The 23,425-nt window shown below is 69.8% G+C and carries 28 protein-coding genes; 16 read left to right on the top strand and 12 right to left on the bottom strand.

Going from position 1 to position 23,425, the window contains the following annotated elements; translation table 11 throughout:
- Positions 1–5 precede the first annotated feature (5 nt).
- Genes LB823_RS04550 through LB823_RS04540 form a run of 3 tightly spaced genes read right to left on the bottom strand, consistent with a single transcriptional unit; the run spans position 6 to position 2,458 of the window.
- Positions 6–704: a hypothetical protein gene (locus LB823_RS04550; RefSeq protein WP_224645582.1), complete on the bottom strand. Its 699-nt coding sequence runs from the start codon at positions 702–704 to the stop codon at positions 6–8.
- Between the two features lie 9 nt (positions 705–713).
- Entirely contained in the window at positions 714–2,063 is a 1,350-nt protein-coding gene (locus LB823_RS04545; protein WP_224645581.1) for a cytosine permease, read from the bottom strand.
- Positions 2,063–2,458 (bottom strand): nuclear transport factor 2 family protein, encoded by a 396-nt coding sequence (locus LB823_RS04540; protein WP_224645580.1) that lies wholly within the window; start codon positions 2,456–2,458, stop codon positions 2,063–2,065. Before LB823_RS04540 ends, LB823_RS04545 begins: the two co-directional genes overlap by 1 nt.
- Positions 2,459–2,683: 225 nt before the next feature.
- On the opposite strand from LB823_RS04540, the gene LB823_RS04535 reads away from it, so the two are divergent.
- Positions 2,684–3,565: an Lrp/AsnC family transcriptional regulator gene (locus LB823_RS04535; RefSeq protein WP_224645579.1), complete on the top strand. Its 882-nt coding sequence runs from the start codon at positions 2,684–2,686 to the stop codon at positions 3,563–3,565.
- Between the two features lies 1 nt (position 3,566).
- Here the strand turns inward: LB823_RS04535 and LB823_RS04530 are convergent, their stop codons facing one another.
- The 3 genes from LB823_RS04530 to LB823_RS04520 form a co-directional block, all read right to left on the bottom strand.
- Positions 3,567–4,283, bottom strand: a complete 717-nt coding sequence (locus tag LB823_RS04530; RefSeq protein WP_224645578.1) for a DinB family protein — start codon at positions 4,281–4,283, stop codon at positions 3,567–3,569.
- A gap of 47 nt (positions 4,284–4,330) precedes the next feature.
- Positions 4,331–4,765: an SRPBCC family protein gene (locus LB823_RS04525; RefSeq protein ID WP_224645577.1), complete on the bottom strand. Its 435-nt coding sequence runs from the start codon at positions 4,763–4,765 to the stop codon at positions 4,331–4,333.
- Between the two features lie 65 nt (positions 4,766–4,830).
- Positions 4,831–5,805 (bottom strand): SDR family NAD(P)-dependent oxidoreductase, encoded by a 975-nt coding sequence (locus tag LB823_RS04520; protein WP_224645576.1) that lies wholly within the window; start codon positions 5,803–5,805, stop codon positions 4,831–4,833.
- Positions 5,806–6,043: 238 nt separating this feature from the next.
- Between LB823_RS04520 and LB823_RS04515 the strand changes: the two genes are divergently transcribed.
- Positions 6,044–6,436, top strand: coding sequence for a hypothetical protein (locus LB823_RS04515; protein ID WP_224645575.1), 393 nt, complete (start codon positions 6,044–6,046; stop codon positions 6,434–6,436).
- Here the strand turns inward: LB823_RS04515 and dnaB are convergent.
- Entirely contained in the window at positions 6,381–7,748 is a 1,368-nt protein-coding gene (gene dnaB / locus LB823_RS04510) for a replicative DNA helicase (protein ID WP_224645676.1), read from the bottom strand. The genes LB823_RS04515 and dnaB overlap by 56 nt on opposite strands.
- A 587-nt stretch (positions 7,749–8,335) precedes the next feature.
- On the opposite strand from dnaB, the gene LB823_RS04505 reads away from it, so the two are divergent.
- Positions 8,336–8,836, top strand: a complete 501-nt coding sequence (locus LB823_RS04505) for a hypothetical protein (protein ID WP_224645574.1) — start codon at positions 8,336–8,338, stop codon at positions 8,834–8,836.
- Between the two features lie 64 nt (positions 8,837–8,900).
- On the opposite strand, the gene rplI is transcribed toward LB823_RS04505, so the two are convergent.
- The 4 genes from rplI to rpsF all read right to left on the bottom strand — a co-directional run bounded on the left by rplI (position 8,901) and on the right by rpsF (position 10,551).
- Positions 8,901–9,353: a 50S ribosomal protein L9 gene (rplI, locus tag LB823_RS04500; protein WP_224645573.1), complete on the bottom strand. Its 453-nt coding sequence runs from the start codon at positions 9,351–9,353 to the stop codon at positions 8,901–8,903.
- 14 nt (positions 9,354–9,367) lie between these two features.
- Complete coding sequence (rpsR, locus tag LB823_RS04495; RefSeq protein WP_068526176.1) at positions 9,368–9,625, bottom strand: 30S ribosomal protein S18; 258 nt, start codon at positions 9,623–9,625, stop codon at positions 9,368–9,370.
- A 78-nt stretch (positions 9,626–9,703) separates the two neighbouring features.
- Positions 9,704–10,237, bottom strand: coding sequence for a single-stranded DNA-binding protein (locus tag LB823_RS04490; protein WP_224645572.1), 534 nt, complete (start codon positions 10,235–10,237; stop codon positions 9,704–9,706).
- Positions 10,238–10,266: 29 nt separating this feature from the next.
- The gene (gene rpsF, locus LB823_RS04485; RefSeq protein WP_068570214.1) at positions 10,267–10,551 is read right to left on the bottom strand and encodes a 30S ribosomal protein S6; all 285 of its coding nucleotides are present in this window, start codon (positions 10,549–10,551) and stop codon (positions 10,267–10,269) included.
- A 202-nt stretch (positions 10,552–10,753) separates the two neighbouring features.
- Between rpsF and LB823_RS04480 the strand changes: the two genes are divergently transcribed.
- The 12 genes from LB823_RS04480 (at position 10,754) to LB823_RS04425 (ending at position 21,147) form a co-directional block, all read left to right on the top strand.
- On the top strand, positions 10,754–11,608 hold the full coding sequence (locus LB823_RS04480; protein ID WP_224645571.1) for an ABC transporter permease: 855 nt from the start codon (positions 10,754–10,756) through the stop codon (positions 11,606–11,608).
- A gap of 71 nt (positions 11,609–11,679) precedes the next feature.
- Positions 11,680–12,537, top strand: coding sequence for an ABC transporter permease (locus tag LB823_RS04475; RefSeq protein ID WP_224645570.1), 858 nt, complete (start codon positions 11,680–11,682; stop codon positions 12,535–12,537).
- Between the two features lie 4 nt (positions 12,538–12,541).
- On the top strand, positions 12,542–13,711 hold the full coding sequence (locus tag LB823_RS04470; RefSeq protein ID WP_224645569.1) for an MlaD family protein: 1,170 nt from the start codon (positions 12,542–12,544) through the stop codon (positions 13,709–13,711).
- Between the two features lies 1 nt (position 13,712).
- Positions 13,713–14,732: an MlaD family protein gene (locus LB823_RS04465; RefSeq protein WP_224645568.1), complete on the top strand. Its 1,020-nt coding sequence runs from the start codon at positions 13,713–13,715 to the stop codon at positions 14,730–14,732.
- Positions 14,720–15,784: an MlaD family protein gene (locus LB823_RS04460; protein WP_224645567.1), complete on the top strand. Its 1,065-nt coding sequence runs from the start codon at positions 14,720–14,722 to the stop codon at positions 15,782–15,784. The genes LB823_RS04465 and LB823_RS04460 overlap by 13 nt, the downstream gene beginning before the upstream one ends.
- Positions 15,784–16,893, top strand: a complete 1,110-nt coding sequence (locus tag LB823_RS04455; RefSeq protein WP_224645566.1) for an MlaD family protein — start codon at positions 15,784–15,786, stop codon at positions 16,891–16,893. The genes LB823_RS04460 and LB823_RS04455 overlap by 1 nt, the downstream gene beginning before the upstream one ends.
- Positions 16,890–17,933: an MlaD family protein gene (locus LB823_RS04450; RefSeq protein WP_224645565.1), complete on the top strand. Its 1,044-nt coding sequence runs from the start codon at positions 16,890–16,892 to the stop codon at positions 17,931–17,933. The genes LB823_RS04455 and LB823_RS04450 overlap by 4 nt, the downstream gene beginning before the upstream one ends.
- Positions 17,930–18,889 carry an MlaD family protein gene (locus LB823_RS04445; RefSeq protein ID WP_224645564.1) on the top strand — a complete coding sequence of 320 codons (960 nt, stop codon included), beginning with the start codon at positions 17,930–17,932 and terminating at the stop codon, positions 18,887–18,889. The genes LB823_RS04450 and LB823_RS04445 overlap by 4 nt, the downstream gene beginning before the upstream one ends.
- 14 nt (positions 18,890–18,903) lie before the next feature.
- Entirely contained in the window at positions 18,904–19,791 is an 888-nt protein-coding gene (locus tag LB823_RS04440) for a hypothetical protein (RefSeq protein WP_224645563.1), read from the top strand.
- 18 nt (positions 19,792–19,809) lie between these two features.
- Complete coding sequence (locus tag LB823_RS04435) at positions 19,810–20,025, top strand: hypothetical protein (protein WP_224645562.1); 216 nt, start codon at positions 19,810–19,812, stop codon at positions 20,023–20,025.
- Entirely contained in the window at positions 20,025–20,219 is a 195-nt protein-coding gene (locus LB823_RS04430; protein ID WP_224645561.1) for a hypothetical protein, read from the top strand. The genes LB823_RS04435 and LB823_RS04430 overlap by 1 nt, the downstream gene beginning before the upstream one ends.
- A 10-nt stretch (positions 20,220–20,229) precedes the next feature.
- Positions 20,230–21,147, top strand: coding sequence for an oxygenase MpaB family protein (locus LB823_RS04425; protein WP_224645560.1), 918 nt, complete (start codon positions 20,230–20,232; stop codon positions 21,145–21,147).
- Positions 21,148–21,157: 10 nt separating this feature from the next.
- Here the strand turns inward: LB823_RS04425 and LB823_RS04420 are convergent, their stop codons facing one another.
- The gene (locus tag LB823_RS04420) at positions 21,158–22,342 is read right to left on the bottom strand and encodes a TetR/AcrR family transcriptional regulator (protein WP_224645559.1); all 1,185 of its coding nucleotides are present in this window, start codon (positions 22,340–22,342) and stop codon (positions 21,158–21,160) included.
- Positions 22,343–22,469: 127 nt separating this feature from the next.
- Here LB823_RS04420 and LB823_RS04415 point away from each other — a divergent pair, with 127 nt between their 5' ends.
- Positions 22,470–23,414 (top strand): oxygenase MpaB family protein, encoded by a 945-nt coding sequence (locus LB823_RS04415; RefSeq protein ID WP_224645558.1) that lies wholly within the window; start codon positions 22,470–22,472, stop codon positions 23,412–23,414.
- Positions 23,415–23,425 lie beyond the last annotated feature (11 nt).

Raw genomic sequence — 23,425 nt, 5'->3', positions numbered from 1 at the left:
CGGGCTCAGGCGGAGCGGGCGACCTTGTCGACCGCCGCGGCGACGAGCCGGTCGAACTGCGCGCGGTCGACGCTCTCGCCCTGGAAAGCCCGCAGCCGCGCCCACACGGCGTAGTCGCCGACGCGGGCGTACGCCACGAGGGCGCGCTGCTTCGAGAGCGGATCGTCCGGGGTCTCCTCGACGACGAGCAACTGGTCCGCTCGGCCCCGGTCCCCGTCGCGGACCGCGAAGGTGGTGGTCAACGGGGTTCCCCCGTCGTTCTGCACCACGATCGGGCACCGGCGGACGTAGGCCGCGACCGCGGCGATGTCGGGCCGGCGGGCGACGACGGCTTCCGTGAAGGTGGACCGCCCGCCTCCCTCGCCCGCGGCGACCCCGGCGAGGGAGGCGGCGGGCTGGGTGGCACCGTCGAACATCGACACCGGCGCGCACGCGGACGGCGAGTACGTGGTGCCCGTGGGCCGCTGTCCCGTCAGCGGCTCGAGCACGGCGCGGACGACGTCGTCGTCCATCGCGAAGTCCGCCATCGACATCCCCGACGGAAGATCGGCGGCCGCGAGCACGAGTTGCCGCGATGAAGCCGCCGGCGCGGACGCGGAACTCGACGGTGCCGCGCTCCCGTCGGCTCCCGATCCGCTTCCGCAGCCCGCCAGGGCCATCGCACCGAGGGCGAGCATCGCGCAGAGACCACGTGCCGGTGTCATGGTCCGACACTAGCCCGCGACGAGGTCCTCCGTCGTGGACCGGCCGCGGACGGCGACGCTCGCCGCCCAGTACAGGCCCGCGCTCACCAGGAAGGTCGGGGCGGTGGCGCCCACGGGGCTCACCCAGAGGTAGGTGATCGCCGAGGAGAAGGCGACGCCCACGATCCACACCGTCACCGCGATCGGGTTCCATCCGCCGCGGTACCAGTAGTCGCGCGACCCGGCCTCGGCGAGCGACGCCGCGTATCGCCCCCGCCGCAGCAGGTAGTAGTCCACGACGATGATCGCGAAGACGGGGATGAAGACGATGCCGATGGCGGTGAGGAAGGAGGTGAACTTGTCGAGCAGCGCCAGCCACGCCGACCCCGCGATCGAGATCACGCCGAGTCCCAGTGCGGCGGGCAGGAATCGGATGCGTCCCGGCTCGGCGTTCACCAGCGAGGTGACCATCCCGTAGACGGCCATCGAATTGGTCGCCATGACGGAGAAGAAGACGACGCCGGCGAGCGGGACGCCGAACTCGGCCACGATCACCGTCGGGTCGAAGGGCGGCGCGTCCATGCCGTTCGCGAGCAGCCACGCTATCGCGGTGGCGCCCAGGGTCATCGCGGCCACCGTCGAGGCGATGTAACCCAGGCCCGAGCCGATCACGCCGCCGCGCTCGCTCCGCGCGAACCGGTTGATGTCGGCCGAGAGCACCGTCCACGAGATGGCCGTGGCGACCACGATGTCGAAGATGCCGAGGCCGCTGAGGCCCTCGGGGTCGCGGGGCAGCGCGTTCAGGCGGGCGAGGCCGTCGCCGAACATGTCGATGAACAGGTACGCCATGATGGCCAGGATCACCACGGCCAATATCGGTTCCACCTTGGCGATGCCGGCGTGACCGAAGATCGCCAGCGAGACCACGAGCACCTCGCACAGCACCGAGAACAGCACGGGATTCGAGTATCCGGTCTGCTGCTCGATCACGTAGTTCACGGTGACGCCGGCGAGCATCGCCTGCACCCAGCTCCACCCCATGAGCACGGCGATGTTGGCGGCCACCGGGATCCGGCTGCCGCGCACCCCGAAGGACGCCCGGGTGAGCGCCATCGTCGGCAGCCCGGTGCGGGTTCCCACGTTGCCGACGGCGACGAGCACCAGGGCTCCGACGACCGTGCCGACGACGATCAGGACCAGGGCGCTGCTCAGCGAGACGGACGGCACGAACAACGTGCCGGTCAGCATCGTGGTCACCACGAGGTTGGCGGCGAGCCAGATGGCGAAGATCCGGCGGCCGCTGAGGTCGCCCCGCACGGGCGTGCCGTCGTCGGCGCCGGCGTGCAGGTGCGCGTCGAGGCGGCGGTAGTAGCGCAGCATCAGGCGGCCGAGAGGTGCTCGTGGACCGCGACGAGCGCACCGTCGGGCGTCGTCGTGAAGACGATCGACTCGCGCTCGCGGGTCTCGGTGCGGGTGCCGTCGCCGTCCTGCGTCACCGTGTGCACCGCGTGGCTGAAGACGGCGGTGGCGCCGACGGCCGTCACGAGGCGCTCGCTGCTCTCGCAGGAGACGACGTGCCAGCCGGAGTCGACCCAGCCGGCCCAGAGCCGCTCGTACTCCGCGCGGTCGGCCAGCGTGCGTGGCTCGGTGTGGAAGACGAAGGTCGCCGCTGGGTGGAAGCCCGCGAAGTAGCCCTCGGTGTTCGTCGCGGCGAAGGCCTCGATGATGCGATCGGCCTCCGCGAGCACCTCACCCTCGGAGATCGTGTGCTGCATGTCGTGCCTCCTGACCTGCGGTTCTCCCGCTCCGGATCGGCCAACTGTAAGGCCGATCACAGCGCCTCGCAAGCAGTTCACTCCACGGGCGAACGCAATCGCGCACGATGTGTGCACGGTGCGCAGCCGATATGCGTCATTCACTGCGCCATGCGAATCCTCTGTGCATGATCAGTACATCGCTGCACTCCGAAAACGCAGTGGGCGAAACTTCGGGAGGGGACGATGGACGAGGTCGACCGGACCCTGGTCGCCCTGCTCAGCCGCGACGGCCGGCTGAGTCACCGGGAGCTCGCCGCCGCCGCCGGGGTCACCCGCGCGACCGTGGCGGCACGGATGCGGCGGCTGCTCGACTCCCGGGCGTTCACCGTGCAGGGCGTGGTGCATCCGTCGGTGCTCAGCCGGGGCTCGGTCTGCTACGCCCGGATCGAAGTCGACGGTTCCGCCGCGCCCGTCGCGGAGGCGGTCGCCGCGCTCCCGGAGGTGGTCTACGTGTCGATCACCACCGGCCGGTTCGCCGTCGCGGCCGAGATCCGGACGGGATCCGGCGACGCCGTCGACGCCGCGCTGGCCCGCCTCCGGGCCCTCTCCGGCGTGGCTCGGGCGGAGACGCTGACGTACCGCGAGGTGCTCCGGGACGCCGTCGGCCCCGTCGGTGAGGCGACGGCGCAACTCGACGCGACCGACGTCGCGCTCCTGCAAGTGCTCGAGCGCGACGGCCGGGCGTCGTACGTCCAACTCGCAGCGGCGGCCGGGGTGTCGGCGGCCGCCGCGCGGCGGCGCGTGCTCCGCCTGGTGGAGGGTTCCGTGGTGCGAATCGGCCCCATCGTCAGCCGCGGCTCGGAGCACGCGCTGGGCATGGGGATCCACGTCCGCGGCGACGCGCGGGACGCCGCCGGGCACCTGGAGGTGCTCGACGGGGTGAGCTTCCTCGCCCGCACCGTCGGGACGTTCGACCTGCTCGCGACGGTCCGCGCACCGTCGGCCATCGGCCTGGCGACGACCGTCGACGCGGTGCGCTCGCTGCCCTCCGTCGCCGGGGCGGAGACGTGGTCGCACCTGCGGTTCGTCAAGGAGTCGTACGCGTCGCTGGGCGCGACCGAGTGAATCAGTGCGCCTCGGCCTCGATGAGGTCGAGGTCGCGGACACAGTAGCGGTGGTGCTCGAAGGTTTCGGTGAGCACGGTGCGCAGGCACTGCCCCACCGAGCGGCCCCGCGCGTAGGGCGGCCAGACGTCGTCGTCGGGCACGGGCGCGGGCGCCGCGAGCTGCTCCTGGGTGGCCCCGTCGAGCCAGCCCTCGAGTTCGGCGGCCTGGGCGTCGCGCGCGCCGACCACCTCGTCGAAGCGCGGGTCCGCGGCGAGGTCGAGCCCGTGGGCCCCGCGGTAGGGGGCGATCTCCGGGCCGAGCCCCATCGGTGTGAAGGTGTCACGCGAGCCCAGGCAGCAGCGACGGAACCAGGAGTCGTGGACGAAGACCAGGTGTCGCAGCGTCTGCGCCGCCGACCACTCGCCGCGCACGGTGCGGCGCTCGAGGCCGGGGGCGCGGCGGATGCGCTCGACGGTCACGGCCCAGTCGGCGTGGAGCGTCGCCGCCGCACGGCGCAGGTCGGCGGGCTCTTCCGAGCGGATCAGGGCGCGCACCGGATACCGCCGGTCGAGCTCAGACTCCACGTATTCGGTGACGTCGACGCCGTTCACCACGAGACCGGAGACGAGGCCGTCGACCACGACGTCCTGCATGACGGCTCCGACGAACCGCGCCCCCGACAGGTCGCACTCGCGGAACTCCGCTCCGCGCAGATCCTCGTCGACGTACCGGACCATGATGCGCATCGTATGCCCGCGGCCGGCTTCGCCGTGGCCGTCTGGAATCAGGCGAGCTGGTCGAGGTTCGCCGACAATCCCTCGGCGCCGTCGACGAACAGCTTGTCCACGGCGAGGGTGAGCACCGGCTCCAGGAAGCGGAGGAGGCCGTGGAAGGTGAACTCCACCGCATAGGTGACGGCGCTGCCCGCCTCCTCGGGCGCGATGGAGATGGTGTCGACCGCGGTCACTGAGCTCTTACGGCCCCTCAGGCGGATCAGCGACGTGGGCTGGAGATCGGTGAGTTCGTAGTCGAGGTCGGTGGTCGCACCGGCGAACCTGCTCGTGACTCGGTACGTCGAACCCACGCCACCGTTCCCCAGGAGGCGCGTGACGCTCACGGCGTTGGGGTCCCACTCCTGAGCGTTGGTGAAGTCGGCCAGGTAGGTGAAGACGACGTCCACGGGCGCGGAGGTGTGCACGGTGTGCTGCTTTGTGATCACGCTGTGTCCTTCCATAGGTGTGCGAGCTGGGTCTGCGAGCTCGGATCGGCGGGCGGAGTGGCCGGTCAGGGAGCGATCCCTGCGAAGGAGCGCACGTCGCTCCAGACGGCGCGGCGGTCGCTCTCGCTGAACTCGGTGCGCCGCAGGTAATGCTCGGGCCGTTCTGCACGGTCGTGCCAGAACCTGCCGTTCGCCGGCTTCGGGGTCGTCGCCGCCAGCCACACCGCCGTGTCGGCGCCCTGATCCGCTTTCCGCAGCAGCGGGCCCGCCACCGTGGTGAAGCCGGGCAGCGAATCGGCGACTCCGGGGGTGGCCACCCAGCCGGGGTGCATCCCCGCCACGGTCACGCCTGCCGACTCCCACCGCTGCGCCAGGATCGGCACCATCGCCACCTGGACACGTTTGCTCCGTGCATACGCGACGGCGCCCTTGTACTCACCGCTGCGGTAGTCGAGATCGTCCGTCGGGAGTTCGGCCGTGTACATGCCTCCGGACGACATGAAGATCACGCGGGCGTCTGCGGCGGCCGCCAGCTGCGGTTCCAGCAGATCGGTCAGGAGGATCGGCCCCAGCACGTGCGTCGCGAGGGAGAGCTCGTGACCGTTGCTCGCGGCCGTCCACTCCGGCGGCATCACGCCGGCGTTGTGCACGATCACATCGACGCCGTGCGTCGCGAGCCGTTCGGCCACATCGGGCAGCGCGTCGAGGTCGGAGACGTCACCGAGCTCGACGGTGACGGTCCCATCCGGCCGGCGCCGGACGATGCGGTCCCGAACATCCTCGGCGCGCGCACTGTTCCGTCCCATGATCACGACCTTCGCGCCCAGGTCCGCGACCTGCTGCGCGATCGCGGCCCCGATGCCCGACGTGGCTCCCGTGACGACGACGGTGCGCCCGGTCAGTGATCGAGGGGGCGGATCGCCGTCGTCCCACCGAGACCTGCGCAGCGCATAGCCGATGTTCGAGTATCCGAACACGATCGATCGGTCGAGTGCCGTATCGAACAACCTCAGTCTCGGGCCTCTGCGCCCACTGGTCATGTGAACCCCATCGTCGATCCGCTGACTATCCGGACACCCTGTATTCGTCGCCGTCGGCCATCCGGATGGATCGCCTGCGCTCAGGGGACGATGTGATCTCCCGGCCGCCGTTCGACGGCTCTGCCCGACCGGACTTCGATCCCCAGCTATCTCCCCACCGCAGCCGCGGCGATCGCCACGTCCGCCCCTCCGCCCTCGGTGAGCGCCGCGGCGGGGGCGGGTCCGCGTTGTCCTCGGCGTGTCCTGCCTGTCCGCCGGCGGCCGCGTGGTCGTCCTCGCGTTCTACGAGCAGGCGATCGAGTTCCAGCCGACGCAGCTCATGCTCGCCGAGACCGAGGTCGTGGATGCCGTCGGCTACACGCACGAGGGGTTCGACGAGGTGATCACCGCGATGGCCTCCGGCCTGTACGACCTCACCGGCTGGGTCCGGGAGACGGACCTGGACCTCACCGTCGAAGCCATCCAGGCGCTGCGTGCTGGGAGCGGCGCGAAAGTCCTGATCCGAGCCGGCGAGTCGCGAACGGTGCACGGGGGACCGACGACTAGACGATCCGGGTCGGGAAGGCAGGACGCTGTCAGCCCTTGGCCATGTCCACGAAGCGGGAGTAGTGCAGCTGGTGGGCGACGGTGACGGTCGCGGTGGGGCCGGCGCGGTGCTTGCCGAGGATGAAGTCGGCCTCGCCGGCGCGGGGGTCGTCACGCTCGTAGGCGTCGGGGCGGTGCACCAGGACGACCATGTCGGCGTCCTGCTCGAGCGAGCCGGACTCACGGAGGTCGGCGACCTGGGGCTTCTTGTCGGTGCGCTGCTCGGGACCACGGTTGAGCTGTGCGACGGCGATGAGCGGGACTTCGAGCTCCTTCGCGAGCAGCTTGAGCTGCCGGGAGAACTCCGAGACCTCCTGCTGACGGGATTCGACCTTCTTGCCCGACGTCATCAGCTGCAGGTAGTCGATGACGATGAGCTTGAGGTCGTGCCGCTGCTTGAGCCGGCGGGCCTTCGCGCGGATCTCCATCATCGTGAGGTTCGGCGAATCGTCGACGAAGAGCGGCGCTTCGGAGATCTCCGACATGCGGCGCGCGAGGCGGGTCCAGTCGTCGTCGGACATCTTGCCCGAGCGCATGTCGGCCAGCTTGATCCGCGCCTCCGCGGAGAGCAGGCGCATGACCACCTCGGTCTTGCTCATCTCGAGGCTGAACAGGACGCCTGGCATCTGGTGCTCGATGGTGCAGGACCGCAGCACGTCGAGCGCCATCGTCGACTTACCCGCACCGGGACGGCCGGCGACGATGATCATCTGGCCGGAGTGCAGGCCGTTGGTGAGCGCGTCGAAGTCGGTGAAGCCCGTGGGCACGCCCATGCTGACGCCGCCGCGGGAGGCGATGGCGTCGATCTCGTCCATCGTGGGCTGCAGCAGCTCCTCGAGGATCACGTAGTCCTCGGAGGCCTTGCGCTCGGTGACGTCGTAGACGGCCGCCTGGGCCCGGTCCACGACCTCGGCCACGTCGGCACCGTCGGACCCCGAGTAGCCGTACTGGACGATCCGGGTCCCGGCCTCGACGAGGCGCCGCAGGATGGCCTTCTCTGCCACGATCTCCGCGTAGTAGCCCGCGTTGGCCGCGGTGGGCACGGTGGAGATCAGGGTGTGCAGATAGGGGGCGCCGCCGACGCGCTTGAGCTCGCCCTTGCGGTCGAGCGTGGCGGAGACCGTGACCGCGTCCGCGGGCTCCCCCGCGCCGTAGAGGTCGAGGATCGCGTCGTACACCGACTGGTGCGCGGGACGGTAGAAGTCGCCCGGGCTGATGACCTCGAGGACGTCCGCGATGGCGTCCTTGGAGAGCATCATGGCGCCCAGCACCGACTGCTCGGCGGCGATGTCCTGCGGGGGCTGGCGGCCGAAGTCCTCGGCGGGCGGACCGTCGGGCCGGGGCTCCGGACGACCCACGGGCCCGGGCCCCGGAGTGAACTCCTGCTCGTCCGTGACCGACACCGCGCACCCACCTCTCTCGCGTCCCGGCCGCCGAGCGGCGGCGAGGACTCACCCGTACTGCGATCGGTCTACCGCGGACCCCTGACAGGTTTTCGAATAGCAAACCTCGCACGGGAGCGCGACCGACGCACGTGAACGCTAGGCCCTCCGCTCGACACCGCAAAGCGGAGCTGTGGATGGATCTGTGAGTGGATTGTGGATGGCGCGCGGTCAGGGTTGGGACGCCGGTGTGGACCGATGGGGAAAACTTGTGGAAACTCGGGAGGGCGTTCGGCGTCGCCCCAGTTCATATCGGGTAATGAGGGTGGGTACCGTTGTGGATCGAGATTCCTCCGCGTGTCGCACCGACTTGACATTCGGGCGTGTCGTGAGTGAATCGGTCACCGTCGGGCTGCGAAAACCACCCTCAGTTGTTACCGACCGGTCACCTGCCGTGCCCCCTACCAGCGCGAACGCGTCACGCAACACCGGTGCACCTTCTTCCGGCCCCGGTGGCCGCGTATTCTGATCGGTGCATCAATCACTGCGGAAGGATCCACCCGATGAACACCTCCACGATCTCGGCGCGCACGGCCGGCGTCGCGGTCGCGCTCGCGGCCGTCGCCACGTGCGCCATCGGATCCGCGGGGGCGGCCCCGACCCCCGCCCCCAAGCCGAAGCCGAAGCCCGCCTCGGTGTCCGCCACCTGCACGAGCGCGAACCCCATGTTCGTGGTCGGAGGCCAGATGCTGACCTGGAAGGTGACCGCCACCGTCGGCGCCCCCGGCCAGATCCTGGTCTCCGCGACCGGCAACGCGGGCGCCCGCGACCTCGTCCTGAGCCAGTTCGCCTCGTCCGCGAGCCTGTCGTGGAACAACACCACCTCCGGCAAGTTCGGTAGCGCCAAGCTCAACGGCGTCGGCCCCCTGCCCACCCTGAACAAGACGCCCATCACCACCGGCAAGGGCGCCGTGACCTTCAACCTGGTCATCAAGGCCGGCGCGGGCAGCGAGTGGATCGGCACCCAGACCAGCACCCCCTGCGTCGGCACCATCACCGTCTGACCGACCCGGACACGGAAGAACCCCCACCGCCCGGAGGCGATGGGGGTTCTTCTCGTCTGTGCGACTACTGCGCGGCGACGGTGAGCGCGAACTTCGCGCGCACGTCCGGGTGCAGCACCACGACCACCGGGAACGAGCCCGTGGACTTGATGTGCCCCTGCGGCAGCTCGATGCTGCGCTTGTCGACGGCGGGACCGCCGGCAGACTTGAGCGCGGCGGCGACATCGGCAGCGGTGACCGAGCCGAAGAGCTTGCCCGAATCGGCGGTCTTCACGGTCAGCGAGACGGACTCCAGGCCCTCGATGGCCTGCTTCAGCTCGTTGGCGTGATCGAGGCCGCGCACGCGCTTGGCCTCCTGGCTGCGGCGGATGCCCTCGACCTGCTTCTCGGCGCCACGGGTGGCGACGATGGCCAGGCCGCGGGGCAGCAGGTAGTTACGGCCGTAGCCGTCCTTGACCTCGACGGTGTCGCCGGGGGCGCCCAGGTTGTCGACGTCGGCGGTGAGGATGAGCTTCATTTCTTCACCCCTCCTTAGCGGGTCGTCGACGTGAACGGCAGCAGGGCCACCTCACGCGCGTTCTTGACGGCGATCGCGATGTCGCGCTGGTGCTGGACGCAGTTGCCCGTCACGCGACGGCTGCGGATCTTGCCCCGCTCCGACAGGAACCGACGCAGCAGCGTCGTGTCCTTGTAGTCGATCTTGGTGTTCTTCTCCTTGCAGAACGTGCACGCCTTGGCCTTGACGGCCTTCTCGACGCGCACCTTCCGGCCATTGCCCTTACCGGCCATGGTGTTGGTACTCCTTGATGAGGTCTACTGGGCGCCCGGCGAGCCGGTCACGCCCTTCACAGTGTTCGATCCCGGGGATCAGAACGGCGGATCGTCGTTGCCGCCGCCGAAGCTGCTCCCGGCCGCGGGGGCACTGCCCCACGGATCGTCTGCGGGCTGGTTCTGGCGCGGAGCCTGCTGGGCGGGCTGGCTGTAACCGCCACCGCCGCCCTGGTTGCCGCCACCGAAACCGCCGCCGCCACCGCCGCGCTGCGTGCGCGTCGGCTTCGCCGTCGCATACCTCAGGGAGGGGCCGATCTCGTCGACCTCGAGTTCCACCACCGTGCGCTTGTTGCCGTCACGATCGTCGTAGGACCGCTGCTTGAGCCGGCCGGAGACGATGACGCGCGTGCCCTTCGTGAGCGATTCGGCGACGTTCTCCGCCGCCTCACGCCAGATGTTGCAGCGCAGGAACAGCGCCTCGCCGTCCTTCCACTCATTCGAGTTCCGGTCGAACGTGCGGGGCGTGGAGGCGACGGTGAAGTTGGCCACCGCCGCACCCGACGGGGTGAAGCGCAGCTCCGGATCCGCCGTCAGATTGCCGATGACCGTGATGATCGTGTCGCCTGCCATGGTGTCTTCTCCCTGTAGTTAGTGCGCGACTAGTTCTGCCGCAGCACCTTAGTGCGAAGCACCGACTCGTTCAGCTTGAGCTGACGATCCAGCTCGTTGACGGTCGCCGGCTCGGCGGTCAGATCGATCACCGCGTAGATGCCCTCGGCGTTCTTCGAGATCTCGTAAGCAAGACGGCGCTTGCCCCAGATGTCGACGTTCCCGATCGATCCGCCGTCCTTGCGGACCACGTTCAGGAAGGTCTCCAGCGAGGGCGCGACGGTGCGCTCATCCAGGCTCGGATCCAGGATCACCATCAGTTCGTAATTACGCATGGGCTTTTCGCCTCCTCCTATGGACTATGCGGCCGTGGACTCTCCACGGCAGGAGCGTTGCCCTCAAGGCAACCGGACCAGGGTACCCCAACCCCCTGCCACCAGCGAAATCAGTCGACTGACGAGTCGGCCCGGAAAATCATCGCAAAACCCTGCCGAGATAGAGAACATTCCCTAACATGTGCCAGGAAGGAGGTGAGCTATGGCATCGCGATCGTCTCAGGAAGCGCCCACCGCGCGACCCGGCGCACTCGACGCACTCCGCAGGAATCTCGACGACAACGCGCTCGGCCCGGTCCGCACCCTCGGTCGCACCGTCGAACTCGTCCTCCACTCCCTGGTGTCCATGGTGGCCGACCTCCTCCGGGGCCGCGTCCAATTCCGGGAGATCGTCGTCCAGGCCTGGTTCCTCGTGAGCGTGACCGCCATCCCCGCCTTCCTCATGGCCATCCCGTTCGGCGTCATCGTCACCATCCAGATCGGCAGCATCGTCAATCAGATCGGCGCGGGCTCGCTGATGGGCGCCGCGAGCGGCCTCACGGTGATCCAGCAGGCCGCCCCCATGGCCGCCGGGCTGCTGCTGGGCGGCGCCGGCGCCTCCGCGATCGCCGCCGACCTCGGCTCCCGCACCATCCGCGAGGAGGTCGACGCCATGCGCGTCATGGGCATCGACCCCGTCCGCCGGCTCGTGGTGCCGCGCATTCTGGCGGCAGCCTTCGTCGCGCCGCTGCTCTGCGTCTTCATCACCGTCGTCGGCATCGGCGCCGCGTACTACCTGGCCATCGCCGGACAGGACGTCACGCCGGGCAGCTACTGGCTCAGCTTCGGCGCCTACGCCACCACCCGCGACTTCGGGTTCGCACTGTTCAAGGCGGTGATCTTCGGGATCATGATCGCCGTCCTCGGCTGCCAGCACGGTCTCGAGGCGAAGGGCGGCGCGCGCGGGGTCGCCGACGCCGTGAACACCACCGTCGTGGTCTCCACCGTCGGGATCATCGTGCTCAACTTCGCGCTCACCCAGATCTACACGACCTACTTCCCCATGAGGGTGGGCTGACCATGCACCTCCACGCACCTCACGCACCTCACGCACAACCCTCCACGTCCCGCACGAGAGTGGGCTGACCCGTGACGATCGCGCCCTACCGCCCGAGAGGGTTCCGCACCCTCGGCAGGCTGACGGATTCGCTGCGCGGTGCCCTCGCGCGCCTCGGCCAAATGGTGTCCTTCGTCGTCGCCTCGGTCACGCTCATCCCGCACGCGCTGCGGAACTACCCCAAGCAGACGGTCCGCACCATCACGGACCTCACCTGGGGCCGCGGCGCGGTGATCGTCGGCGGCGGAACGTCGCTGATGATGGTGGTCCTGGGCCTCGCGGTCGGCGGCACCGTGGCGATCCAGGCCTTCGCCTCCCTCGACCTGCTGGGCATGGGCCCGCTCACCGGCGTCATCGCGGCGCTGGCCAACACCCGCGAGTTCGCGCCGATCCTCGCCGCCGCCGGCTTCGCCGTCCAGGCCGGCTGCCGCATGACCGCCGAGATCGGCGCCATGCGGATCACCGAGGAGATCGACGCGCTGGAGGCGCTCGGCCTCCGCTCGATCTCCTTCGTGGTCAGCACCCGCATGATCGCCGGCGTGGTCGCGATCGTGCCGATCTTCCTCATCGCGATCATCGTGAGCTTCTTCGCCAGCAGCACGATCGTCACGCTGGCCCAGGGCGACGCGGCGGGCACCTACGAGCACTACTTCCAGCAGTTCCTCTCGCCCTCCGACCTCATCGCCTCCATCGCCAAGGTCGTGGTCTTCATCTGTGCCGTGATCCTCATCCACTGCTACCAGGGCTTCTTCGCCGCCGGCGGGCCCGAGGGCGTGGGCGTCGCGTCCGGGCGCGCCGTCCGCGCCTCGATGGTGGCCATCGTGGTGCTCGACATGCTGATGACCCTGGGCATCTGGGGTGCCAGCAGCGAACTGGTCTTCCGGGGGTGACGACGTGACGACGCGATGGCCCTCGCCGGTGACGGGCATGATGACGCCCGGCCCCGTGCTGCTGCGCCGCGGCATCGCCGCGGTCCTCGTGGTGGTCCTGGCCGCCACCACGATCTGGGCGGTCCGCGCGATCATGACCACGCCGCCGAAGACCCTGACCCTGGTGGTGCGCAACGTCGCTCCCGGCGTCGGGCCGGGTACCGCCGTGGAGATGGACGGACTCCGCGTCGGCGAGGTCACCGACATCGTCGACCGCGGCGCCGGCCGGCTCGGCGTCGCCATGCGGTTCAACGGCGCCGCCGACGATCTGGTGACCGACGCCGTCAAGGTCGCCTTCGCGCCGGGCAACATGTTCGGCATCACGGTCGTCGCGCTCACCCCGGGCCGGGGTGGCCGCGCCCTCACCTCGGGCGCCTCCTGGGAGCCGCTCTCGGCCCCCGACGACGGAACCATGGCGTCGCTGCTCCGGTCCCTCAGCACAATGGAGCGCGAGAGCTTCCGCCCGCACATGGCCGATCTCATCGCCCAGTTGGACACCACCACGCGGCAGTTCCTGCCCTTCCTCGGCGCGGTCGGCGCGATCGCGGAGGCGAACGCCGATACGCAGCGGATCCCGACGTCCGAGACACTGCCGACGATCGCGTCGACGCTCGGCGCACTGGACTCGTCGGTCAAGCGGATGCTGCCCGGTCTGCGCGCGCTCTGGTCCTGGTCGGGTCCGGACACCCCCGGCTACCCGGAGCGGCAGAAGGGCACGATCGACGCCATCTCCCACGACTTCTCACCCGCACTCACGGCTCTGCTCAGCGCGCCCAACGTCGCCGCGCTCACCGAGGTCCTGGTGCCCGTCCGCGAGCTCGCCACCCGGGCGGTCACGAGTTTCCCCGACGCCGCGCGCAACGGCCGCCAGCTCGAGGAGCTCATCGAGCGGATCCGGCGGTCCATGCCGGACAACGGATCCGGTCCGGTCCTGAATCTCGACGTCACGTTCCAGCAGTTCCCCGCGATCGCGTCGCTGTTGCCGCCCGTACCCCAGTTCTCCGTGACCCCGCCCGGCAGGCCCGCCCCGCCGAAGGTCACTCCCGCGCCGAAACCATCACCCGGTGCGACGGCGACCGCCACCACCGGCGTCGCACCGACCACGACCGCGCCGACCACGACGAGGGGCCGCTGACGTGCGCACCGCCCGCAATCCCGGAACCCTGCTGCTCATCTTCGTCGTCCTCATCGCCGTGGGCGGGGCGTTCACCGTCCGCGCGCTCACGCGACCCGCGCAGGCCGCGCAGTCGCCGTACACGGCCATGTTCACCAACGCCTCCGGTCTCCGTTCCGGCGACGACGTCCGGCTGCTCGGGGTGCAGGTGGGCAAGGTCAGCGATGTCACGCTCGACCAGGACGACGCGACGCGCGGCTCGCTGGCGCGGGTCGCGTTCACAGTGAACCGCGACCAGCGGATCACCACCGCCACCACGCTGTCGATCCGATTCCAGAACCTCACCGGCCTGCGGTATCTGGACCTTTCGCCGAGCGACGCGCAGGCCGGCACCGTCGACCCGAAGTCGACGATCGGGACCGACCGGACGGTGCCCTCGTTCGACGTCACGACGATCTTCAACGGCCTGCAGCCGGTCCTCGCCGCGATGCAGCCCGAGCAGATCAACCATCTCGCGCAGTCGATCGCGGCCGTCGTCGAAGGCGACGGTTCCGGCCTGGGGCCGCTGCTCGACGCGCTGCAGACGCTGAGCCGGTTCACCAATGACCGCTCCGCGCTCCTCCAGACCCTGGTGCGCAACCTGAAGACGATCAACGACAGCCTCGGCGGGAAGTCCGGCTCCCTGCCCACCGTGATCGGCTATCTGAAGGGCATCGGCGAGGTGATGCGGAACGCGGCGCCGTCGACGAAGATCCTGTCCGATCAGGGCGCCGAACTGATTTCGGCCGCGGACTCGCTCCTGCGCGGCGCGGGCCTGCAGCCCGCCGGCAGCTCGCTCCTCGAGCTCGCCCGCCCCGAACTACCGCGCCTGCAGAGCCTCGTGGACCTCGCCGCGCTGCTCCCCGGACTGTTCGCGAACCTGACCCAGCAGCAGGTCCCCTCCGCCGGCGGGGACACCGGCTGCAGCCGCGGCGAGGCCCAGCTACCGGCCGGCGTCCTCGTCTTCCTCCGCGGATCGAAGGTGACGCTGTGCAAGCGCTGAACCTGCCCGTGAACCTGCTGCGCGACGGCTACGGCATCGCGACGAAGCTCGCCTCCGGCATCGAGGAGGCCTGGGCGCAGCCGAGTTCGAAGAAGCGGCAGCTCACCTTCGGCGTCCTCGGGGTGGCGTTCGCGCTCGTGCTGATGATCGCCAGCTCGGTGCTCGCGGTCCGTCCGATCGGCACCACCACCTACACCGCGAACTTCCCCGAAGCGGGCATGGTCCGCCCGGGCGACGACGTCCGCGTGGCCGGCGTCTCCGTAGGTTCCGTCGCGGGGGTGGCACTGGAGGGCGGCCACGTGAACGTGGGCCTGCGGATCAAGAAGAAGGTGCACATCGGCGATCAGTCCCGGGTGGCGGTGAAGATGCTGACCGGCGTCGGCGGGTACTTCGTCGACATCGACTCGATCGGCACCTCCTCGTTGGGCGCTACGGCGATCCCGCCGGCCCGCGTGCGAATCCCGTACAGCCTGGTGGAGACCTTCCAGCAGGCCGATCCGAAGATCCGCGCGATCGACCCGACGCCGTTGCGCGAGTCGCTCGCCCAGATCCAGCGGGCGACGAGCGGCAACTCCGGGCAGATGAAGGAGCTGCTGTCCACCCTGCAGGGCGTGGTGCAGAGCATCTCGACGCAGAAGGACGAGGTCGGCGGCTTCGTGCAGACGCTGTCCGAGTACTCCGCCGCCATCGACCGCAACGGCGACGTCCTCACCCAGGTGATGCGCGACATGAACATCTACTTCTCCACCGCGCGCCTGAACGTCGCCGGGTACAAGCGCTTCATGAGTTCGCTCGATCTCGTGCTCAAGCGGATCATTCCGCCGGCGAACTTCTACCAGGAGAACCTCGCCTCGATGGAGGCCCAGTTCAACCTCATGTCGGGCCAGATCGGCGCACTGCTCACCAAGTACCAGAAGATGATCGACGACGCGATGGCCCTGCTGGGGCGGATCCAGTCCTCGGTGAAACCGGACGGCACCATCGTCTTCGACGGCTCCGTCCCCACGATCTCGTCCCAGTACTGCATCCCGCTGGAAGGGGCACCGTGCTGATGATCTCCAAGATCCTGGGCTCGAAATGGTTGGTCACCGCGATCGCGATCACGGTGGTCGGGTCGATCATCGCCGGCGCGCTGTACGTCGCGCGGACTCCCGAGAAGGCGCAGACGCGGTACTGCGCGCTGATGCCCGACGCGATCGGGCTCTACGTCGGCAACCCGGTGACCCGGCTCGGCGTTCCGATCGGGAGGGTCACCGCGGTGAGCCCCGAGAACGCCGCGGCCCGAGTGGAGTTCGACGTCGACGCCGACCAGGCCGTCAGCTCCGGTACCGGCGCGGTCACCGTCGCCGCCTCGCTGATCGCCTCCCGACAGCTGGCGCTCATCGACGATGCCCGCAAGGGCCCCGCGCTGCAGGCGGGGACGTGCCTGACGGACACCAAGACCCCGCAGTCCCTGAGCCGCAGCCTCAGCTCCCTCGGCGACGCGGCCGCCAAGCTCACCACCGGCGGCGGCCCCGAGCAGACCAAGCAGGTTCAGGATTCGCTCACCTCGCTCGCGGCGGCGGTCGACGGCACCGGGCCCGACGTCAACGGTGTCATCGAGAGCCTCGCCGCGCTTCTCGACGATCCGGGGCCGGGTATCGGCGACGTGGGCCGCAGCATCGACTCGCTCTCCTCCCTCACCGGCGGCATGACCGCGAACTGGAACCCGCTCAAGCAGCTCCTCCTGACCACCCCCGACGGCCTCGCCGACATCATCGTGCCGACCGCGAAGACGACCGAGACCCTCGCCGAGGCCCTGATCCCGCTCGGGAAGCTGCTGCGCGACCTGATCTCCCACTACGGTCACAATCTCTGGCCGATCCTGGACACCGTCATCCCGGCGTCGCGGCTGGTCAGCGCCGGAGTCAAGAACTGGGGCGATCTCCTCGGCTTCCTCCCGCCGCTGATCGACGCCTTCAACGTCTCCTTCGACCAGCGCACCCTCGGCCTCAAGATCGTCTTCACCCCGCCGCCGACGAAGATGGTCGCCCGCAACCCGGAACTGACCTGTGCGAACGTCAACCGGATCGCACCGGGCCAGTGCAAGGTCGTCGACCCCGGCCACATCGATGTCGACCTGATCTCGGCCATCCTCCGCGGGACGGGAGCCGCCCGATGAACCGCCCCACACTGCGCAGCCGCATCACCCGCGGCCTTCTCCTGCTGGTCGTCCTCGGACTCGGCGTCGTCGGTGTGCTCCGGGCGAGCCCGTCGACGTTGCCCGATCCGACCACCTGGTCCACCTCGGGATGGCCGTTGCGCGTGGAGTTCTCCAACGCCCTCAACCTGCCCGACCAGGCGCAGGTCCGGTTCAACGGCCGCTCCGTGGGCCGGATGGAATCGGTTCGGCTCGACGGCGACCGCGCCGTCGCGACCCTGAACATCAGCGAGCCTGCCACCATCCCCACGGACACCACCGCCGAACTGCGGCAGGACACGCTCCTCGGCGATGTCTACATCGCCCTCGTCTCGGCGCCCACCTCGTCCGCGCAACCGCTGCGCGCGGGCGGGCTCATCCCCCTCGCGCAGAGCCGCCCGCCGGATCACATCGAGGACCTCATGACCAGCCTGTCGGGCTTCCTCGGCAGCGGCGGAGTCTCGCAGCTGGGCAACACGATCCAACGGATCGACGGAGCCTTCCCCGACGATCCGGCCCGCACCCGCAAGATCACCGACAACCTGGCGTCCACGATCATGGCCTGGGCCAACGACACGAGCTCGCTCGACACCGCGCTCCGCTCCGTCGTCGGGGTCACCGGATCGCTCGCGGCCGAGCACGCGATGCTCAGCGAGTACCTCGCGCCCGAGGGCCTCCGCCGCTGGGGCATCATCTCCGAGACCGCCCGCGTGACCGAGGTCTACGCCTCGCTGGCGCCACTGCTGAAGAACGCCGCACCGCTGACCCCCGGCATCCGTGACCTCGCCGCCCTCTTCACCCAGGTCGTCAGCCCGCTGCTGCTCCTCGACCGGCCGGTGGGCGCCACCCGTCCGGACAACCTCATCAATCTGCGGAACCTGTTTCGGGACACCATCATCCCGTGGGTCGAGCACGGCCCCAAGGTGAACGTCGTGAAGATCTCCGACGGGCCCGCGGTACCCACCGCGGAGAAGGCGGAGCAGGCGCTCCGCGCGATGCGCATGATCGGGGCGGTGCGATGAAGAAGGAACTCCTCGCCAATGCGGTCACCTTCACCGTCGTCCTCCTCGTCGGGCTGTTCATCCTCCTCGTCGGGTACATGGGGCTGCGGCCGGGCGTGACGTACACGACGCTGTCCCTCAAGCTCGCGCACACCGGACAGCTGGCGACCGGTTCGCCGATCCTGCTGCGCGGCGTCCGGATCGGCGACGTCACCGCCGTCGAGCCGTCGACCGACGGGGTGCGGATCGCGCTCCGCTACCCGTCGGACTACCGCATCCCCGTCGACTCGGCCCTGTCGGTCGAGCAGCTCAGCGCGCTCAGCGAGCCCTATGTGGAGTTCGCGCCCCGCTCCTCCGGCGGCGCCGTCTTCGCGTCCGGCGCGGAGATCCCGGCGACCGCGGTCACCCAATCGCGGTCCGTGAGCGACGTCTTCCAGGCGCTCGCCGCGCTGAACCGCACGGCCGACGCGGGAGCGCTCGGTGGGATCGTCAAGACGGCGTGGCAGGCCACATCGGGCCGCGAGGACGACCTGACCACGCTCAGCCGGGCGGGCCAGTTGCTCAGCTCGACGGTGCTCAGCCGGATGCCGGCGATCCGCAGCATGTTCGCCAACACGCAGGTCTACTCGGCGGATCTGGACTGGACCGCGAACGCCGTGCAGCGCCTCGGCGCCGAGTTCGAGAACACCGGGAACGTGGTGCTCAGTGCGGTGCAGGCCGTGCAGCGGATGGTGTTGACGCTCAACGCGCCGGACCCGTTCGTGAACACCGTCGACCCCTTCCTCAGGCGGCTCAAGCCGTACCTGGACGAGCTGTTACCCGCGCTCGCCACCACCGGCGGGCCGTTCATCTCGATCTTCTCGGCGCTCAATCGCACGGTGCCCCAGATCGATCTCAGCACGCTCCTGTCGAACGCCCTGCAGGTGGCCGGTACCGACGGTGCCGCCCGCGTCACCCTGACCCTTCCCCGCCCCTGACTCGAGAGGACCCCATGGCGCAGGAGCACGACGGCCCCGACGAGGCCGCCGCCGGCACGCCCGAGACCGACCCCCGCGGCACCGCCGCCGAAGCCGAGGCCGCTCCGGAGGCCGCGGACTCGACGGACTCCACGGAGGACGCCGACGCGACGCCGGGCCCCGTGGTCTCGACCGAGAAGAAGCGGACGACGAAGCCGCCGTCGGCGGACCGACCCGCGGGCACGTCCGGCGCCGCACGGACGAAGGCGCGTACGGAATCCCCGGCGCCCGCCGGACGGACGACATCGGGCACACTGCGTACCGTGCTCGCGACGGTGGTCGTCGTGGCGCTCGTCGCCGTCTCCGTGCTCCTGTATCTGCAGACCCGGACGCTCTCCACCGAGCGCCAGGAGGCCGCGGACCGCGCCCGGGCGGAGCAGATCGCCTCCGACTACGCCGTGAAGGCGGCGACCATGGACTACCGCGACCTGACCCCGTGGCTCAACGGCGTGAAAGCCGGGGTGACACCGGAACTGGCGAAGAAGTTCGACTCGATCCTCGACGTCATGCGCGAGGTGGTCACGCCGCTGCGGCTCACCTCCAGCGGACGGGCGTCCTTCGCCAAGACCACCTCCGAAGTGAACGGCATCTATCAGGTGAAGGTCGCGGTCGACGTCTCCTCGCAGAACATCCAGGCGCCGCAGGGCACCATCAGCGCCAGCACCTACTCGGTGAGCCTCGACCGGAACCGCGACTGGATCATCACGGAGGCGGGCGATCCCGCGAACCCCAACGCCGTGCTCAACGGCCTCGGCGGCACCGGCACGACACCGTCCGCGAACCCGTCCGCCGCGGCCACCCCGCAGCCGCCCGCCACCCCGACCATGCCCGCACTCCCGGCACCGTCGGGCACCCCCAACTGACCGTCCGGAGGACGAACGATGTTGCAGCGCTTCCTCGACTACGAGATGAAGGTCTCGGAGTTCCTCGGCTTCCTGATCCTGGTCGGCATCCCCTACGGGATCATCGGCCTGGTCTGGTCGCTGACGCACATGGACCACCTCGGGAACCTCAGTGGAATCGATCGCATCATCTCCTTCCTCGGCGCCATCGTCTGCTGGCCGGTGCTGCTCTTCTCGAACGTGACGATGCAGTGATGGCCCTGGTGTGGATCATCGACGTGGTGGTCCAGTACGTGAAGATCCTGGGCGGACGGCAGCAGGTGCCTGCCGTCGTCCGCATCGCGGCCTGGCTGCTGCTCGTCGCCGTCGTTCTCGCGGCCGCCGCCCTCGCGGTCGTGGGGCTGGTCCGGCTCAACGACCACCTCGCGACCCTCCCGCCGACCCGATAGGAGCACCGCCATGTCACGCTCGCCCAGCCCCGCCGGCGACGTCGGCTCGCCCGACGGTGCGCCACTCACCCTCGAGCGCACCAGGATCGCGATACCGAGCACCCACCGCAGGTACACGAAGCGGGAGCTGGCGGTCACCGATGCGCTCGACTTCTGGGGGTTCGCCGGCGCCGCCGCCAACGTGGCGATGCAGATGATGAGCCCCGGGGTGGGGCACGGCGTTGCGGAATCCCCGGTGGAGAGCGGCGCACTGATGAAGCACCCGTGGAAGCGCGCGCGCACCACGACCCAGTACCTCGCGGTCGCGATCCTCGGCACCGACGCGGAGAAGGAGGCCTACCGTGAGGCGGTCAATGCGGTGCACCGGCACGTGCAGTCGAAACCGGGAGCCCCGGTCAAGTACAACGCCTTCGACCGGAACCTGCAGCTCTGGGTCGCCTCGTGCCTCTTCGTCGGATTCGAGGACACGTACCAGATGCTCAACGGCAAGCTCCCCGAGAATCAGGCGGAGAGCTTCTACCAGTCCTGCGCGACGCTCGGCACGACCCTGCAGGTGCCGCGCGACATGTGGCCGGCGACGCGCGCCGAGTTCGACGAGTACTGGGTCCGCGCGTGCGCCGAGACCCGCCTGGACGAGCCCATCGCGGCGTACATCGACGATCTCCTGAACCTGCGGATGATCAACTGGCCGATGCGGCTGGTGTTCGGCGGCCTGCTGAAGTTCCTCACGGCCGGGTTCCTCGCGCCGTACTTCCGGGAACAGATGCACGTCGAGTGGACGGCGGCGGATCAGCGCCGGTTCGACAACCTCTTCGCGTTCGTGGCGTTCGTCAACCGCTTCATCCCGCGGTTCCTGCGGTTCGGGCCGACGCGATCGGTGTTGCTGGAGGTGCGCCTGCGGATCGGCGCCGGCAAGTCCCTCGTCTGAGGGCGCGCGGTCAGGCGGGGAACAGCACCGCGCAGACGAGGGCGTACACCTCGGCCTGGAAGGCGGGGTCCGTGTCGAAGCGCCGGGTGCGGCCCACGTCGAAGACCACGGCGAACGCCGCGTGCACGAGGAACGTGGCCTCCGCGGACGTGAGCTCGGGTCGCACGGCGACCACCGCGTCGGCGAACGCCGCGATGTTGGCCCGCTGGATGCCCGCGAGCCGGCTGCGGTCGGCGTCCGGGACGTTGCCGATCTCGCGGAAGTAGACGGTCATCAGCTTCGACCGCAGGAAGGACAGCTGCACGTATGCCTGCGCGAGCGCGGCGAGCCGGTCCGCGGGGTCCTGCACCGAGGTGGAGACCTCCGCGATCGCCCCCGCGACGCCCTCCGCCGCCTGATCGAGGGCGCTCACCAGGATGCCGGCCTTGCTCGGGAAGTACCGGTACATGCCCGACGGGACGATCCCCGCGGCGGTCCCGATCTTGCCCATGCTCACGTTGTGGAAACCGTGCTGGAAGATCTGCTCGATCGCCTCGACCAGTACCTGCTCCTGGCGGCCCGCCTCCGGTGCGGGCTCGGCCGGCGGCGCGACCGTGTAGGGCACTCGCGGGGCGGGCAGCGCCAGCACCTGCCGCGCGGCCGCGCCGAGCACGGCCTCGGCCCGCTTCTGGGCCAGGACCGTCCGGTGCGCGGTGACGCTGCCGGTCACGCTGATCAGCGCGACGCTGCGCAGGTCGATCTCGGCCCGGGCGACACCCGGGAGCGCGGGCTGCGCCGCATCGGCGACGGTGCCGATCATCGCGGTGAGCTGCCCACGGATCCGCGCCCGGTCCTCGCCCTCGAGGAGGCGCTGCTCCCATCGGAACAGCCCCCCGGTGTTGCGGCGCTCGAAGGAGACCCCCAGCGCCGCCTCGATGATCGCGTCCACGCGCTCCCCGGGCTGCTTCCCCGCCGTGGCCTCGGCCGCGTCGTCGACGGCGTGGCACAGCGCATCGGAGGCCGAGGTGATGGCGTGCTCGAGCAACGCGTACTTGTTGGGGAAGTGCCGGTAGACGGCGGGACCGCTGATGTCGAGCGACGCGGCGATCTCCTCGATCCCGACGCCGTGATAGCCGCGCCGGGAGAAGTCCTCAGCGGCGACCCGCGCGATCTGCTCGCGCCGGTCCTTGGGCCGCTTCCGCCGCGCCTGGGTCACGTCAACTCCTCTTCCACCGTCCGCATCGAGGCTACTCACTGTCGCGCGCCCGTCCGCGGTGTACCGTCAACACTATAAGTAAGTGAACATTCACACACCGAATCGGTGGAACAACTGGGAGGACCGCATGACCACGAGCGCCGAGCCGAACGCCACGACCACCCCGGCGACCGGCGCCGCTCCATCCGCACCGCCGGCGCGCGCCGTCGACCCGGTCGCGGACGGCTATCGCATCGCCGTCAGTACGCCCGTGCGCCCGGCGCACGTCCTCACCACGTTGTCCGACGCGGCGGACGTGACCTCACTCGGCGCGGGCGCCGCCAACGTGATCATGCAGCTGGTGAACAAGCCCGTCGGCTACGGCGTGATGGAGTCGAAGGTCGACTCGGGATCGCTGTACAAACATCCCGTCAAGCGCACCCGCACCACGATCACCTACCTCGCCGTCGCGGTGCTCGGGACGGCGACCGACAAGCTGCGCTACCGGGAGGCGGTGAACACCTCGCACCGGCAGGTCCGCAGCACCGCGTCGAGCCCGGTCAAGTACAACGCCATGGACCGCGGCCTGCAGCTGTGGGTGGCGATGTGCCTGTACATCGGCTTCGAGGACACGCACCAGCTGCTGCGCGGCCGCATGAACCGGGAGCAGCGCGCGCTGTTCTACCGCGATGCGGCACCCCTCGGCACCACGCTCCAGGTCCCCGCCGACCTCTGGCCGGCGACCCCCGACGAGTTCGACGCCCTGTGGATCGAGCTGTGCGCGACGAAGATCAACCCCGACGGACCCGCCCGCGAGTACCTGCGCCAGTTGGTCGATTTCACCTTCGTCGGCGACCTGCCGCAGCCGGTCAAGTCGTTCAACCGCTTCCTCACCGCCGGCTTCCTCGCGCCCAAGTTCCGGGAAGCGATGGAGGTCGAGTGGACCGACCGCGACCAGCGGCGCTTCGACGCCCTGTGGCGCCTCGTCGCCTTCAGCAACCGATTCACCCCGCTCGCTCTGCGGCGCCTGCCGTACCACCTGCTCCTCGTCGACATGCGCCTGCGCGCGAAGTTCGGTCGTCGGCTGGTCTGAGCCGATGCCGG

The organism is Tsukamurella sp. M9C, assembly GCF_020169415.1.
GTDB lineage: Bacteria > Actinomycetota > Actinomycetes > Mycobacteriales > Mycobacteriaceae > Tsukamurella.
The sequence above is the reverse complement of the archived record's forward strand: the minus strand, read 5'-3'. Positions and strand labels throughout refer to the sequence as shown.

Coding starts and splice junctions, on each gene's coding strand:
- LB823_RS04550 (WP_224645582.1), bottom strand. CDS start 704: ATGACACCGGCACGTGGTCTCTGCGCGATGCTCGCCCTCGGTGCGATG.
- LB823_RS04545 (WP_224645581.1), bottom strand. CDS start 2,063: ATGCTGCGCTACTACCGCCGCCTCGACGCGCACCTGCACGCCGGCGCC.
- LB823_RS04540 (WP_224645580.1), bottom strand. CDS start 2,458: ATGCAGCACACGATCTCCGAGGGTGAGGTGCTCGCGGAGGCCGATCGC.
- LB823_RS04535 (WP_224645579.1), top strand. CDS start 2,684: ATGGACGAGGTCGACCGGACCCTGGTCGCCCTGCTCAGCCGCGACGGC.
- LB823_RS04530 (WP_224645578.1), bottom strand. CDS start 4,283: ATGGTCCGGTACGTCGACGAGGATCTGCGCGGAGCGGAGTTCCGCGAG.
- LB823_RS04520 (WP_224645576.1), bottom strand. CDS start 5,805: ATGACCAGTGGGCGCAGAGGCCCGAGACTGAGGTTGTTCGATACGGCA.
- LB823_RS04505 (WP_224645574.1), top strand. CDS start 8,336: ATGAACACCTCCACGATCTCGGCGCGCACGGCCGGCGTCGCGGTCGCG.
- rplI (WP_224645573.1), bottom strand. CDS start 9,353: ATGAAGCTCATCCTCACCGCCGACGTCGACAACCTGGGCGCCCCCGGC.
- rpsR (WP_068526176.1), bottom strand. CDS start 9,625: ATGGCCGGTAAGGGCAATGGCCGGAAGGTGCGCGTCGAGAAGGCCGTC.
- LB823_RS04490 (WP_224645572.1), bottom strand. CDS start 10,237: ATGGCAGGCGACACGATCATCACGGTCATCGGCAATCTGACGGCGGAT.
- rpsF (WP_068570214.1), bottom strand. CDS start 10,551: ATGCGTAATTACGAACTGATGGTGATCCTGGATCCGAGCCTGGATGAG.
- LB823_RS04480 (WP_224645571.1), top strand. CDS start 10,754: ATGGCATCGCGATCGTCTCAGGAAGCGCCCACCGCGCGACCCGGCGCA.
- LB823_RS04455 (WP_224645566.1), top strand. CDS start 15,784: ATGATCTCCAAGATCCTGGGCTCGAAATGGTTGGTCACCGCGATCGCG.
- LB823_RS04450 (WP_224645565.1), top strand. CDS start 16,890: ATGAACCGCCCCACACTGCGCAGCCGCATCACCCGCGGCCTTCTCCTG.
- LB823_RS04445 (WP_224645564.1), top strand. CDS start 17,930: ATGAAGAAGGAACTCCTCGCCAATGCGGTCACCTTCACCGTCGTCCTC.
- LB823_RS04440 (WP_224645563.1), top strand. CDS start 18,904: ATGGCGCAGGAGCACGACGGCCCCGACGAGGCCGCCGCCGGCACGCCC.
- LB823_RS04435 (WP_224645562.1), top strand. CDS start 19,810: ATGTTGCAGCGCTTCCTCGACTACGAGATGAAGGTCTCGGAGTTCCTC.
- LB823_RS04430 (WP_224645561.1), top strand. CDS start 20,025: ATGGCCCTGGTGTGGATCATCGACGTGGTGGTCCAGTACGTGAAGATC.
- LB823_RS04425 (WP_224645560.1), top strand. CDS start 20,230: ATGTCACGCTCGCCCAGCCCCGCCGGCGACGTCGGCTCGCCCGACGGT.
- LB823_RS04415 (WP_224645558.1), top strand. CDS start 22,470: ATGACCACGAGCGCCGAGCCGAACGCCACGACCACCCCGGCGACCGGC.